This is a genomic window from Blastomonas sp. RAC04 (genome assembly GCF_001713435.1).
In the GTDB taxonomy this organism is placed as follows: domain Bacteria; phylum Pseudomonadota; class Alphaproteobacteria; order Sphingomonadales; family Sphingomonadaceae; genus Blastomonas; species Blastomonas fulva.
The window spans coordinates 3,207,641-3,220,543 of sequence record NZ_CP016460.1 but is presented as its reverse complement, the minus strand read 5'-3'; the positions used below and the strand labels follow the sequence as shown (position 1 = coordinate 3,220,543).

The following is a 12,903-nucleotide window of genomic DNA, read 5'->3' as shown; positions in this document are numbered from 1 at the left end:
GCAGCAAAGCGCCGCGTTTTGCAGCATCCGGCTTTCGCGTTGCTGAATATCGCGTCCAGTGCCATGCGCCAAGGCGTTTCGGTGGGGCCTCATGCCGTGCCCGGCCCGCCTGGCGCGTCGCCTGCCAGCGCCTGCGCCATTGCGAGTTCATGCGGCGTGTTGACGTTTATCAGCGCGCCTGGCTCTGGAAACTCCACCGCGCGCGCGCCCAGCGCCTCGCCCAGGCGGCGCAGCGACCATTTTTCGGCGCATACCTCTGCCGGAAGCGCTGCGATCACCGCGCGCGTGTCCCACAACGCAAAAGCGGGCTGCCAAGCGCCAGGGGTTCCGCCGTCGCCTGTGGCCATCGCCACCGGCGCAGATGGCGCCAGCCGCGCGACCAGATCGTCCGGCACGAAGGGCGCATCGACCGGCGCGGTGACGAACGCATGCACGTCGCGCGCCGCCAGATGCAGCGCCGCCGCGCGGATCGCGCCGACGGGTCCCGCTGGGCCTTCGGGGAGATCGGCGATCGCCTCGAGCCCGGTGCCATAATCATGCGGCGCCGACAGCAGCACCTGCTCCACCTGCCGCGACAATCGCCGCACCACCCTGTCGATCATGCGTTCGCCGCCGATCAGCGCCAGCGCCTTGTCCTCGCCCTGCATGCGGCGCGACTGGCCGCCTGCCAGCACCACGGCGACCTGCGGCAGGGACATATCCATCAGGCTCAGTTTGCAGGCGCCTTGGGGGCCAGCGGCGAGGGCTGCTCAATCGGCTGGCCAGCGGCATCGCGCAGGCCGCGCGGCTCGAGAATGGCCGCGCTTTCGATGATGTCGAGAGCGCGCCGCGCCTCGGCATAGATCCGCGCCTTGGCCAACCAGTCGGCGGCCTTGTTGCTTCCGGGCAGCCGCTCGATCTCGGCGAGTGCAGCCTCGACCCGCCCGGCCTCCAGATAGCGCTTGGCGCGCTGCAGCCGCTGCGAGGGGGTCTGCGACACGCTGCCCTGCTGCTCGACGACGAACAGCTCGCTCGCCTCGCGCTGCAGCGCATCGAAAAAGCCTTCATTGGCGGCGCGGCCCGAGACGATCGAGGGGCCGATCTCCTCAAGCTGCGCGCGCAATTGGTCCATGGTGACGGGGTTGCGCGCGGCGCGCACGATGGTGGCGACCGCATTGGGCTGTGCTGCGCCGAAACGCAGCTGCAGCTGGCCTTCGAGATAGCCCAGCGCCGAGGCGCGGTCGAGCGCGCGGCGCGCGGCAAAGGCGATCAGCAGCCCTTCGGCGCGCCCTGCATTGCCCGATGCCTCCTGCGCCTGAACATTGATCAGCGACAGCCGGTTCTCGAGCTCTGCCACCCGCACATCGAGCGCACGCGGCGAAACCGGGCCCCCGAGCATGCCGCCTGTCATCGCAGGCGGCGGGCCGCCGGCGCCGGGACCTGCCGGATCTGCGGTAATGACATTGCGGTCGAGCGCGGTCTGCGCAGGCGTTGCAGGTGTTTCGGTGAACCAGCCCGAGCGGGTGATCAGCCAGCCCGACAGCGTCGCTCCGCCGACAAAGGCAAGCGCCAGCAGGATCAGCAGCGTCCTGCCGCTGGCGCCTTGCGAAGGGCGGCCCGGGCGGGGGGTCTCGGGGTTCATCATGTCTCCGGTTGGTGATTGGGTGAAGCATGCTGGCACAGGGCGTCCGCGACGTCCAGCAAAGCACGGTCGTCGGTCGAGGCCGCGACGCGCACCGCAGCCCAGCCGGACCCTGCCGCATCGACCAACGCAGGCGCGAACAACGCGAGGCTGATCCGCCCGCGATCCAGCCCGGCGGAATCGACCAGGGCGGCAAAGTGCGAGGCCGCGCGCGCCGAATGCAGCAGCACCACGCAGGGGTTGGCCAGCGCATCTGCCAACGCAGGGGGCATCGGCAGCGCGCGCGAGCGATAGACGATGCGGGTGTCGATCGCGAGGCGGCTGTCGGGAAGATCGACGCGGTCTTCGCCCGCCAGCCGCAGGATGTGCAGATGGCCGTCCTCGACCAGCATCGGCAGCAAGGCGGCCAGCCCGCCTTGCCCTTGGCCGCGCACCCGGAAGCCGAGGTCCAGCGCCATCCGCGCGGTCTTGCCGCCCACCGCATAGACCGGCAGGTCCTTGAGGTCCGCGAGCGCCGGGCCGCCATGGCGAAAGACATTGGCGCTGCCCACCAGCAGAGCATCATAGGCGGACGGATCGGCGGGGCTCCAGGCGACCTGCTCGATGACGAACAGCGGCGTCACCAGCGGATCGTGCCCCGCAGCGCGCAGCGCCTGCGCGGTCGCGGTGGCGCCGGGCTGGGGCCGCAGCACGATGATGCGCGCGCCCGCCATCAGCCCGGATGGAACAGCCGCGTGATCGTCTCGGGGGCCTGGGCCAGCAGATCGGCGGCCAGCCGCGCCGGTGCGCCAGGATCGTTCGCCGCAAAGCGGATGTCGCCCGCGACATGCTGCGCGCCGTCTTCGGAATAGAGCACCGCGCGCAGATGGATCGTGGTGCCCGAAATCCGCGCCAGTGCAGCGATCGCCGAGTGGCAGTCGCCGCCCAATGCCTCGAGCAGAGCGCGTTCCGCCATCACGCAGGCTGAGGTCGGCGCATCGTCGATCCCGCCGATCAGCGCGCGCATGGCTGCATCATCCCGGCGCACTTCGATCCCCACCGCGCCTTGCGAGGGGGCAGGCAGCCAGTTGTCGCTGTCCAGCCGCACCGAGGCAATCCCCGGCAGCGTCTCGCCCAGCCGGTCGAGCCCGGCGGCGGCGAGCAGCGTCGCATCGGCCTCCCCGGCCTGCAACTTGCCGATGCGGGTGGCGACATTGCCGCGGAACAGCACCGGCACGATATCGGGGCGAAGGCTGCGAATCTGCGCGGAGCGACGCGGCGAGCTGGTGCCGAAGCGCGCGCCATGCGGCAGCGCATCGATGCTCGCAGCGCCCAGCAGGACATCGCGGACATCCGCGCGCGGCAGCATCGCGGCGAGCACAAAGGCCTCGGGACGGATCGTCTCGACATCCTTCATCGAATGCACCGAAAGGTCGATCGTGCCCCCGCCCAGCGACCAGTCGAGCTCGCGCGTCCACAGCGCCTTGCCGCCAACATCGGCAAGCGGACGGTCGGTGATCCGGTCGCCGCTCGCCACCACCGGCGACAGCTCGACCTGATCTTCGCCCAGCCCCCAGCGCGCGCGCAGCGCGGCGGCGGTCATGTGCGCCTGCGCCATCGCCAGCGGCGATGCGCGGGTGCCCAGCCGGATGGGCCGGTCGGCGAGGATTTCGGCTATGCCTTCTGGCAGGTCGGCGCGGGCGCCGGGATGCAATGTCTCTCCCATGCACCTTGTGCTAGCGGCCAATAGCGATAAGGGAAAGCCCCATGGCAATCATCCTCGGCATCGAATCAAGCTGCGATGAAAGCGCGGCCGCGCTGATCGGGTCCGATCGCAGCATCCTGGCGCACCGGCTGGCGGGGCAGGAAGACGCGCACCGTCCCTATGGCGGCGTGGTCCCCGAGATCGCCGCGCGCGCGCATGTCCAGATGCTCACCCCGCTGATTCAGGCCGCGCTCGACGATGCCGGGCTCACCCTCAACGATGTCGATGCGGTCGCCGCGACCGCAGGCCCCGGGCTGATCGGCGGCGTGATGGTCGGGCTGGTCACCGCCAAGGCGCTGGCGATGGCGGCGGGCAAGCCGCTGATCGCGGTCAACCATCTCGAGGGCCATGCGCTTTCGCCCAGGCTGGCCGACGCCAGCCTCAAATTTCCCTATCTGCTGCTGCTGGTCTCGGGCGGGCATTGCCAGATCCTGCGGGTCGATGGCGTGGGCCAGTACCGCAGGCTGGCGACGACGATCGATGATGCCGCAGGCGAGGCATTCGACAAGACCGCCAAGATCCTGGGGCTGGGCTATCCCGGCGGGCCGAAGGTCGAGGCGCTGGCGAAAACCGGCGATGCGCGGGCGGTACCGCTGCCAAGGCCGTTGCTGGGCAGCGCCGAGCCGCATTTCTCGTTCGCAGGCCTCAAGAGCGCGGTGCTGCGCGCGGCGCAGAGCGGGAGCCATCGGCCCGAGGATATCGCCGCAAGCTTTCAGGCGGCGGTGGTGGATTGTCTGATCGACAGGCTCGAGAAGGCTCTGTCCGGCTCTGCCGACGAGGGCGAACCCCCCCGAACCCTTGTCGTCGCAGGCGGAGTCGCGGCGAACGGCGCGATCCGCTCGGCGCTCGAGGCGCTCGCGAGCCGCCACGATATGGGCTTTGTCGCCCCGCCTTTATGGCTGTGCACCGACAATGCCGCGATGATCGGCTGGGCGGGAGCAGAACGCTTCGCTTTGGGGCTGACCGATCCGCTGGATATCGCCGCACGCCCGCGCTGGCCACTCGACCCACAGGCAGAAGCGGCGCGCGGTGCAGGAGTGAAGGCATGAGCGACACCAAACCAACGGTCGGCGTGATCGGCGGCGGCGCCTGGGGCACTGCCCTTGCGCAGATGCTGGCGAGCGATGGCCGCGAGGTGCTGCTCTGGGCGTTCGAACCCGCAGTGGTCGAGGAGATCAACGCGCAGCACCGCAACAGCGCGTATCTCGCCGGGATCGACCTTAACCCCGCGATCCGGGCCAGCACCGATCTGGCTGATCTGGCCGGTTGCGCGCTGCTGCTGGTGGTGACCCCCGCGCAGCACATGCGCCGCGTGCTCATGCAACTGCCACCCGGCACCGCCGATCTAGTGCTGTGCTGCAAGGGGATTGAAGAGGCGAGTGGCGACCTGATGGTCGATGCCGCGCGCGCCGCAGCTCCGGGACGCCCGCTGGCCGTGCTCTCCGGGCCGACCTTTGCGCACGAGGTTGCGCGCGGCCAGCCCACCGCGGTGACGCTGGCGTGCGAGGATCAAGCGCAATGGGAGCGGATCGCGCCACAGATCGCGCGCCCCGCCTTCCGCCCGTATTTCACCACCGACATCACCGGCGCCGAGATCGGCGGTGCGGTCAAGAACGTGCTCGCGATCGCGTGCGGCGTGGTCGAGGGGCTGGGGCTGGGCCAGAACGCCCGTGCCGCTTTGATCGCGCGCGGTTTTGCCGAGATGACGCGCTTCGGCCTCGCCTGCGGGGCGCAGGCCGAAACGCTGTCGGGGCTTTCGGGGCTGGGCGATCTGGTGCTGACCTGCTCGTCGGTGAGTTCGCGCAACTTCTCGCTGGGCAAGGCGCTGGGCGAGGGTCGAACCGCCGCCGATATCCTCGCCGACCGCGCCACCGTGGCCGAAGGCGCCTTCACCGCGCCGGTGCTGCAGCGCGTGGCGCGCGACCGGGGCGTCGCGATGCCGATCGTCGACACCGTGTGCGCGCTGCTGACAGGCGACGTCGCAGCGGGCGCTGCGGTGGCGGCGCTGCTGGCGAGGCCGCTGACGGCGGAGTGATTTTCTCTCCCCTCCCGCTTGCGGGAGGGGAGAAAGTAGTCACTACCCCGCCAAAATCGCCGCGAGCCCCGCCTCGTAGTCAGGATAGCGCAACTCCCACCCCAACAGCCGTTTCGCCTTGCCGTTCGCCACCCGGCGGTTCTCGGCATAGAAGCCCAAAGCCATCGGCGACAGGTTGGCCTCCTCCAGCGTCTGCAGCGGCGGCGGCGGCATGTCGAGCAGGCGGCACGCCGCCTCGATCACCAGATTCTGCGAACAGGGAAGGTCGTCGGCGAGATTGTACACCCCCGCCGGGCCTGCAAACGATGCGATCACCCCGCCTGCAATATCATCGACATGCACCCGGCTGAACACCTGACCGGGCATCGCGATGCGCTTGGCCGACCCTTCGCGTACCCGGTCCAATGCGCTGCGTCCGGGACCGTAGATCCCCGGCAGCCGCAGCACATGGACACGTGAATCGAGCGGGGGATCGAGCGCCTGCCAGTCGAGATCGGCCTGGGTGCGCGCGTTGCGCCTGCCGGTGCCGACGATGGCGCCTTCATCAACCCACGCCCCGCGCGCATCGCCATAGACACCGGTCGAGGACAGATAGCCGATCCAGCGCGCGGGTGCGGCGCGCAACGCATCGGCATAAGCGGCGAGCACCGGGTCAGCGCCGCTGGCGCGATCGGGCGGAACGCTCGATAGGATGTGGCTCGCGCCTGCCAGCGCGGCGTGGACGGCGGCGCTGTCGGCAAAATCGGTGTCGCCCGCACGGCCCGTGCCCTGCACCTGCCAGCCCTGGGCGCGCAGCCGCTGCGCAAGGATCGAGGCGGTATAGCCTATGCCGAAGATGAAAAGCCTGCTCATGGCGCGGGACCCTAATGCCCTGGCAGCGGCTGACAAGCGTTTGCCGGGGTCTGCGTCAGGCCAGCCTGGTGTCGCGCACGATGGGACGCGGGCGGTGGTTGTCGTCGAGAGCGACAAAGGTGAACAGGCCGCTGGTCACGCGCACCTGCTGTTCGCCGCGGTCGCGTGTCGCGATGACATCCAGCCGGATCGAGATCGAGGTGCGGCCCACCCGCTCGACCTCGGCATAGACCGAGATGATATCGCGCAGCAGGATGGGAGCAAGGAACTGCATCGCCTCGATGGCGACCGTGGCGCAAGGCCCCTGAACCTCGCGGCTGGCGACGATGCCGCCTGCGATATCCATCTGCGCCAGCACCCAGCCGCCGAAGATATGGCCGTTGGAATTGATGTCCGCAGGCGCGGGCACCACCCGCAGCACGGGATCGCGACACTCGGTCAGGCGATCGGTGGTCTCAGTCATGGAATTACCCCCCGGTTGGCACCCGGCACTCCGGCCCCGGTCACGGGGACTCGGGATCGAGCGCGTCGTCTATCGATTCGTCATGGCCGGTGCCGCTGGAAAGGAACACCAGCCCCATCAGCGCCGCGGTCAGCAACATCGTGAAGCCTATGCCCAGCGCCGCAGCGATGTACATGTGGATCGAGACGGTGCCGTGCAGCATGAACAGCACGCCCAATATGCTCACCACCGCCAACGCCGTGGCCGCCGCCATCCAGCCCATCACCCGCCAGTAGCGGCGCCAGGCGAAGCGGGCATATTCGGGATCATCGAGATTGGAAAAGCGGGGCATGGAAGGGGATATAGGTCGAGATGCCTTTTCTTTCCAAGCATTTCGTGGGACCATCGCTCTGCTTGAGTCGCCATGGCGGACCTCGTTGCATTGCCGCCTTTGTCAGAGGGACCGGGCGTAACGCTTAGGAGGGCGCATGTCATGACCATTGCCAATATTCTGTCCGGGCGCGATGGCGCGGTCCACCAATGCACCTGCAATGCCACCGTGCGCGATGCGGCCAACCTGCTCGCGGAAAAGCGCATCGGCGCGCTGCCGATCGTGCGCGACGGCGAGGTGGTCGGCATCTTCTCCGAGCGCGATCTGGTCTACCGGCTGCATTCCGACGGCCCCGATATTCTCGATCAGCCGGTCGAAAAGGCGATGACCGCGCCCGCGATCACCGTTGCCCCCGACACCGCGGTGATGTCCGCGCTCTCGCTGATGACCCGCAGGCGGATCCGCCATCTGCCGGTGGTCGAAGGCACGACTTTGATCGGCTTCGTCTCGATCGGCGATCTGGTAAAGTACCGCATCGACAAGATCGAAAGCGAGGCCGCGGCGCTGAGGGATTACATCCAGAGCGTTTGAGGGCTGCTGTTCTCCAGTTTTTTGCCCGTCATTCCCGCGAACGCGGCAATTCCGCTTTGTCTGGCCCCTCGGGCAGAAGCGGGCCCTCTGCCTTCGCGGGGGGTGACGACAAAAGGGCTTGGGGCAGGCACTAACCCCTATCGCATCAACCCGCCCAGCAGATTGCGCGCGAACCGGCCGAGGCCCGGAAAGCCGAACGCCTTGCCCAGTTCGGTCGCGACCGTGCCCGCAGCCGCGCTTGCCGCACTTGCACCCGGGCGCGCGCTGCTCTTCTTGCCGCGGATGGCGCCTGCAATCACCGCGCCGGCCGAGGCGGCTGCCGCCCCGGCTGCGGCATTGCCCGCCTTGGCCCAGATCGATGTCGTCTTGCGCGGCTGCTTCGCCACTTCGTCCTTGCCCTTGGCCTCGACTTCCTCGGCGACCGCGGCAGCGTCGGCTGCCTTCTGTGCGAGCACCTCCATCGCCGATTCGCGCTCGATCCGCGTGTCGTACTTGCCGTCATAGGGCGAGACCGACTGGATGATCGCGCGCTCTTTCGGGGTCAGCGGGCCGAGCCGCGAGCGCGGCGGCTTGATCAGCGTACGCTGGGTGATCGAGGGCGAGCCGTCCTCGAGCAATGTCGAGACCAGGGCCTCGCCGGTCTTGAGTTCGGTGATCGCAGTTTCGACGTCGAGATCGGGGTTGATTCGGAAGGTATCCGCCGCCGCCTTGATCGCTTTCTGGTCGCGCGGGGTGAAGGCGCGCAGCGCGTGCTGCACCCGGTTGCCCAGCTGGCCTGCGACCTTTTCAGGGATATCGATCGGGTTCTGGGTGATGAAATAGACGCCCACCCCCTTGGAACGGATCAGCCGGACGACTTGCTCGATCTTCTCCTCGAGCGCCTGGGGGACGTCATCGAACAGCAGATGCGCCTCGTCAAAGAAGAACACGAGCTTGGGTTTTTCGGGATCGCCGACCTCGGGGAGAGTCTCGAACAGCTCGGACAGCAGCCACAACAGGAAGGTCGCATAGAGCTTGGGGCTATGCATCAATTTGTCGGCGGCAAGCACGTTGATATAGCCGCGCCCCTGGTCGTCGCAGCACAGGAAATCGTCGATCTCGAGCGCGGGTTCACCGAAGAACTGCGCGGCGCCCTGGCTTTCCAGCTGGAGCAGTTGCCGCTGGATGGTGCCAACGCTAGCCTTGGTGACATTGCCGAACCGGGCGGACAGCTCGCTGGCGTTCTCGGCGGTATAGGCGAGCACCGATTGCAAATCGGCAAGATCGAGCAGCAGCAGCCCCTTTTCATCGGCATAGCGGAAGGCGATGTTGAGCACGCCTTCCTGCGTGTCGTTCAACCCCATCAGCCGCGCGAGCAGCAGCGGCCCCATCTCGCTGATCGTGGTGCGGATCGGGTGGCCCTGTTCGCCGTAAAGGTCCCAGAAGATCGCGGGGTTGTCCGAATAGGCAAAGCCCTCGAGCCCGATCTCGGCGGCGCGCGAGACAAGCTTGTCATGCGCCTTGTGGGTGGGTGAGCCCGGCATCGCGATCCCGGCAAGGTCCCCCTTCACATCGGCGACGAATACCGGAACGCCCTCGGCCGAAAAACTCTCGGCGATCCCCTGCAATGTCACGGTCTTGCCGGTGCCGGTAGCGCCCGCGACCATGCCGTGCCGGTTGGCACGGGCAAGCACGAGCACCTGCCGCTCCCCGCCGCCAAGGCCTAGAAAGATATCGGACATAGGTGGTGCTCCCCGCAGCTGCTGTTTGCGGATGTATGCCGCGAGAGCAGGGGCAAGTCGAGGGAGCTGGCGTGTAAACTGTGTGGGGGGCGGTGCTCTCAGGCCCACCCCGGCTTCGGCTTCGCCTCAGCTACCCCTCCCGCAAGCGGTAGGGGAGAATGTTGCGCCGTCCCTCTCCCCTCCCGCTTGCGGGAGGGGCAGCGCGGCTTGCCGCGCGGGGTGGGCGTGTAAAGACCTAGATCCACCCGCCCAGTTCGCGGCGCACCAAAGTCTCGAGCATGTCCATGCCCTCGCCGCTGGCGTTGAGGCACGGCAGGTACGCGAACTTCTCGCCGCCGGCGTGTTCGAACTGCTCGCGGCCCTGGATCGCCAGCTCCTCGAGCGTCTCGAGGCAATCGACCGAAAAGCCGGGCGCGACCACCGCGATGCGCTTGACGCCCTTCTTACCCAGCGCCTCGAGCGTCGCGTCGGTCGCGGGCTCGAGCCATTTGGCGCGGCCGAAGCGCGACTGGAACGAGACGACCAGCTCGCGCCCCATCGCCTCGCTCAAAAGCCGCGCGGTCTTGCGACACTGGCAGTGATAGGGATCGCCCAGATGCAGCGTGCGCAATGGCATGCCGTGGAAGCTGGTGACGATCTCTTGCGGAACGAAATCGAGCGAGGCGATCGCGTGCTCGATGTTGCGCTTGAGCGCATCGATGTGCGCGGGGTCATCATGATAGGCGGGCAAGGTGCGGATCGCGGGCTGCCAGCGCATCGCCTGCAGCACCTCGAACGCCTTGTCGTTGGCGGTGCCGGTGGTCGCGCCCGAATATTGCGGATAGAGTGGGGCGAGCAGGATGCGGTCGCACCCTGCCTCCTTCATCGCCTTGATCCGCGATTCGATCGAGGGCTGGCCATAGCGCATCGCGTAATCGACCAGCACCGCATCGCCCAGTCGGGCCTTGAGCGCCTCGGCCTGCCTTCGCGAATACACCGCGAGCGGCGAGCCCTGGTCGGTCCAGACCTCGGCATAGGCAGCCGCCGATTTCTGCGGGCGGGTGTTGAGGATCACCCCGCGCAGCAAGGGCTGCCAGACGATCGCGGGGATTTCCACCACGCGCTTGTCGGAGAGGAACTCGCCCAGATAATCGCGCACCGCCTTGGTGGTCGGCGCTGCAGGTGTGCCCAGATTGATCAGCAGCACGCCGATGCGGGGCTTCAGGATCGGCGGGTGATCGGCATCGGGCTGCATTCCCGACCTGGAAATATCGAAATCGCTCACAGGCCACCTGACAGTAATGGCAGCTGGCGGAAGCGCAGGCCGGTGGCAGAGGCGAGCGCGTTGGCAATCGCGGGCGCGACAGCAGGCACGCCGATCTCGCCAAGGCCCGCAGGCGGCTCCTGGCTCTCGATAAAGTCCACGCGGATCTCCGGTATGTCGGCCAGTTGCGGCAGGGAAAGGTCTCTCAAGGCTCTGGCATCGGGATAACCATCGGTCCAGCCGGTGGCGCACCCCATCGCCATCGCAAGGCCGAATATCATGCCGCCCTCGATCTGTTGCAAGGCTATGTCGTGATTGATGATGCGCCCGGCATCGACCACCGCAGACAATCGCTCGACCCGAAAGCCGCCGCGCGCGCCTGCGCCATCTGTACCGCTGCCGCCGCGCGAGGCGCTGGCGACCACCGCGATGTGCGCGCCGTTCCAGCTGCAGCAGGCGACGCCCTGGCCGCTGTTGTCGAGCCCGCCATCCCATTCTGCCAGCCCCGCGACGCGCGTCAGGCAGTTGGCGAGGCGGATGTTCTGCCCCAGCATCTGCACCCGGTACGACAACGGCTCGCGCCGCGCCTGGGCGGCCAGCTCGTCGATGAACGATTCGGTGACGAACACGCCATAGCTCGCGCCATTGCCGCGCCAGCGCCCGGTGGGGATGTCGATCCGCACCGGGTAATGATCGATCGCGACGTTCGCGATATCGTACGGAACCATTGCACCTGAAACCGCCATCCGGTCGGCATCGCCGCTGGTATCGCCGATCGCCTCCATGCCGTGCGAATCGTTGAACAGCCGCTGCGCCGATTCGCGCGCGCTGGGCGGGCAGGCGATCTTGACCGAGAGCGCGGCGATGTTCGCCTGTTCGTCGATCAGCGCCGCGACGCGCGCCGCGACGGGCGTGCGGACGGGATCGCGCACCGCCTCTTCCTGCCGCGAACGGGTGAGCTGCACGGGCCGACGCAGGTCGCGTGCCAGGATCGCGGCGGGCGCGACCAGATCATCATCGAGCCTGCGGTCGAACGATCCTCCTGCGGGCATCGGATAGATCTGCACATTGGCAGGCGCGATGCCCAGCGCCTTGGCCGCGCGCCGCCGTGCGGCTGCCGGGGCCTGGCTCGCCACCCAGAGTTCCAGCCGGTTGTCGGCAAAGCGCGCGGTGACCGCGCCGGTTTCGAGCGTCGCATGCGGCGCGGCGGCGATGGCATAGCGCGCCGCCAGCCCCCTGCCCCCGGCAAAGCCCGCATCGCCCTCGCCGCGTTCGATCATCCGATAGCCGGTGCCCGAATCGCCGCCCTTGCCCTCGATCGCCTTGGCGAGCAATTCAGCGACATCCTCGCCGCTGCGCCGTTTGCCGCTGTGGCGGAACCGCGGGCGCAGGCGGTTGACCGCCCTGTCCGCCGCCCACCAGCTGGTCGCCGCCGCCGCGACCCAGTCTTCGCCCTGGACGATGTCGATCAGCCCGGTCACGCCATCGGCCAGCTTGCGGTCGACGCTGACCAGGGCGGTCGCGCCCACCGGTCCCTGACGGATCGCGGCATAGACCATGTCGGGCAGCCGGACATCGCCTGCAAAGGTGGCGCTGCCATCGACCTTGCCGGGAAGATCGAGCCGCGCAAAGGGCGGCGCATCGCCCACCGGCTCGGCGCGGACATTGCCCGGCAGCGTGGTGCGCAAAGGTGCAGGATCGGGAACGGCATAGCCCACCGCCTCAGCGGCAAGTTCGGCGAAGCGCAGCTTCTCGTTGCCCCAGACGACGAAGCCGTCGCGGGTATCGGTTTCCTCGACCGTTGCGCCCCAGCGGTCCGCTGCCGCCTGACACAGCAGCGAGCGCGCGGTCGCAGCCGCCGCGCGGTATCCCGCCTCATAAGCGGTGACCTCGGTATCGCCTGTGGTCACCACGAACTCGCGCATCGCGGCCCAGCGGCGCACCAGAATGTCGTTGGCATCGGGCTGCAGCGCCAGCATCGGGGGCAGCAGCAGCGGCGCCCATTCGCTCGCGAGCATGGTGTTGGCGAACACCGGAACCGGCGGCGCGGGCTCTATCGCGATCGTACGCCAGTCTGCGCCCAGCTCTTCGGCAACGATCTGCGCGAGCACGGTGCCCACACCCTGCCCCATTTCGCAATGCGGATTGCTGACGATCACGGTGCCGTTGGCGGCGATGCGAAGATAGGCGCCGAACACCGCCTCGTCGCCGATCAGCGCGGGCGGATTGTCATAACGGCGCGGCCACAGCGCCCAGGCGACCGTCAGTCCGGTGCCCGCGGCTGCGGTGATCAGCAGGCCGCGCCGCGTGATCTGCACCATGT

Annotated in this window: 13 protein-coding genes; 3 read left to right on the top strand and 10 right to left on the bottom strand. The window is 68.3% G+C overall.

All coding sequences use genetic code 11. From position 1 onward, the window contains the following. Positions 1-89: 89 nt before the first annotated feature. From mobA to hemC, 4 genes are read right to left on the bottom strand one after another with little or no spacing between them, the layout of a single operon-like run. A complete protein-coding gene (mobA, locus tag BSY18_RS15995) occupies positions 90-704 on the bottom strand; it encodes a molybdenum cofactor guanylyltransferase (RefSeq protein WP_083231509.1) in 615 nt (204 codons plus the stop codon). A gap of 5 nt (positions 705-709) precedes the next feature. Then, positions 710-1,624 (bottom strand): mitofilin family membrane protein, encoded by a 915-nt coding sequence (locus tag BSY18_RS15990; protein ID WP_069051156.1) that lies wholly within the window; start codon positions 1,622-1,624, stop codon positions 710-712. Next, positions 1,621-2,334: a uroporphyrinogen-III synthase gene (locus tag BSY18_RS15985; RefSeq protein ID WP_069051155.1), complete on the bottom strand. Its 714-nt coding sequence runs from the start codon at positions 2,332-2,334 to the stop codon at positions 1,621-1,623. Before BSY18_RS15985 ends, BSY18_RS15990 begins: the two co-directional genes overlap by 4 nt. Then, the gene (gene hemC / locus BSY18_RS15980) at positions 2,334-3,326 is read right to left on the bottom strand and encodes a hydroxymethylbilane synthase (protein ID WP_083231508.1); all 993 of its coding nucleotides are present in this window, start codon (positions 3,324-3,326) and stop codon (positions 2,334-2,336) included. Before hemC ends, BSY18_RS15985 begins: the two co-directional genes overlap by 1 nt. Before the next feature lie 41 nt (positions 3,327-3,367). Between hemC and tsaD the strand changes: the two genes are divergently transcribed. Then, positions 3,368-4,414 (top strand): tRNA (adenosine(37)-N6)-threonylcarbamoyltransferase complex transferase subunit TsaD, encoded by a 1,047-nt coding sequence (gene tsaD, locus BSY18_RS15975; protein ID WP_069051154.1) that lies wholly within the window; start codon positions 3,368-3,370, stop codon positions 4,412-4,414. Then, the gene (locus BSY18_RS15970; protein WP_069051153.1) at positions 4,411-5,400 is read left to right on the top strand and encodes an NAD(P)H-dependent glycerol-3-phosphate dehydrogenase; all 990 of its coding nucleotides are present in this window, start codon (positions 4,411-4,413) and stop codon (positions 5,398-5,400) included. Before tsaD ends, BSY18_RS15970 begins: the two co-directional genes overlap by 4 nt. Positions 5,401-5,442: 42 nt before the next feature. On the opposite strand, the gene BSY18_RS15965 is transcribed toward BSY18_RS15970, so the two are convergent. The 3 genes from BSY18_RS15965 to BSY18_RS15955 are packed head-to-tail and all read right to left on the bottom strand — an operon-like array spanning position 5,443 to position 7,046. Further along, positions 5,443-6,252, bottom strand: a complete 810-nt coding sequence (locus tag BSY18_RS15965; protein WP_069051152.1) for an NAD(P)-dependent oxidoreductase — start codon at positions 6,250-6,252, stop codon at positions 5,443-5,445. Positions 6,253-6,307: 55 nt separating this feature from the next. Beyond that, the gene (locus tag BSY18_RS15960; RefSeq protein ID WP_171900259.1) at positions 6,308-6,715 is read right to left on the bottom strand and encodes an acyl-CoA thioesterase; all 408 of its coding nucleotides are present in this window, start codon (positions 6,713-6,715) and stop codon (positions 6,308-6,310) included. Positions 6,716-6,755: 40 nt separating this feature from the next. Then, complete coding sequence (locus BSY18_RS15955) at positions 6,756-7,046, bottom strand: hypothetical protein (RefSeq protein ID WP_054135137.1); 291 nt, start codon at positions 7,044-7,046, stop codon at positions 6,756-6,758. Positions 7,047-7,187: 141 nt separating this feature from the next. Here BSY18_RS15955 and BSY18_RS15950 point away from each other — a divergent pair, with 141 nt between their 5' ends. Continuing rightward, positions 7,188-7,616: a CBS domain-containing protein gene (locus BSY18_RS15950; RefSeq protein WP_054135138.1), complete on the top strand. Its 429-nt coding sequence runs from the start codon at positions 7,188-7,190 to the stop codon at positions 7,614-7,616. A 137-nt stretch (positions 7,617-7,753) separates the two neighbouring features. On the opposite strand, the gene BSY18_RS15945 is transcribed toward BSY18_RS15950, so the two are convergent. The 3 genes from BSY18_RS15945 to BSY18_RS15935 all read right to left on the bottom strand — a co-directional run bounded on the left by BSY18_RS15945 (position 7,754) and on the right by BSY18_RS15935 (position 12,901). Then, entirely contained in the window at positions 7,754-9,337 is a 1,584-nt protein-coding gene (locus BSY18_RS15945) for a helicase HerA-like domain-containing protein (RefSeq protein ID WP_069051151.1), read from the bottom strand. 235 nt (positions 9,338-9,572) lie between these two features. Next, complete coding sequence (gene hemH / locus BSY18_RS15940; protein ID WP_069051150.1) at positions 9,573-10,571, bottom strand: ferrochelatase; 999 nt, start codon at positions 10,569-10,571, stop codon at positions 9,573-9,575. Between the two features lie 26 nt (positions 10,572-10,597). Beyond that, positions 10,598-12,901, bottom strand: coding sequence for a molybdopterin cofactor-binding domain-containing protein (locus BSY18_RS15935; protein ID WP_236823388.1), 2,304 nt, complete (start codon positions 12,899-12,901; stop codon positions 10,598-10,600). Between the last annotated feature and the right edge of the window lie 2 nt (positions 12,902-12,903).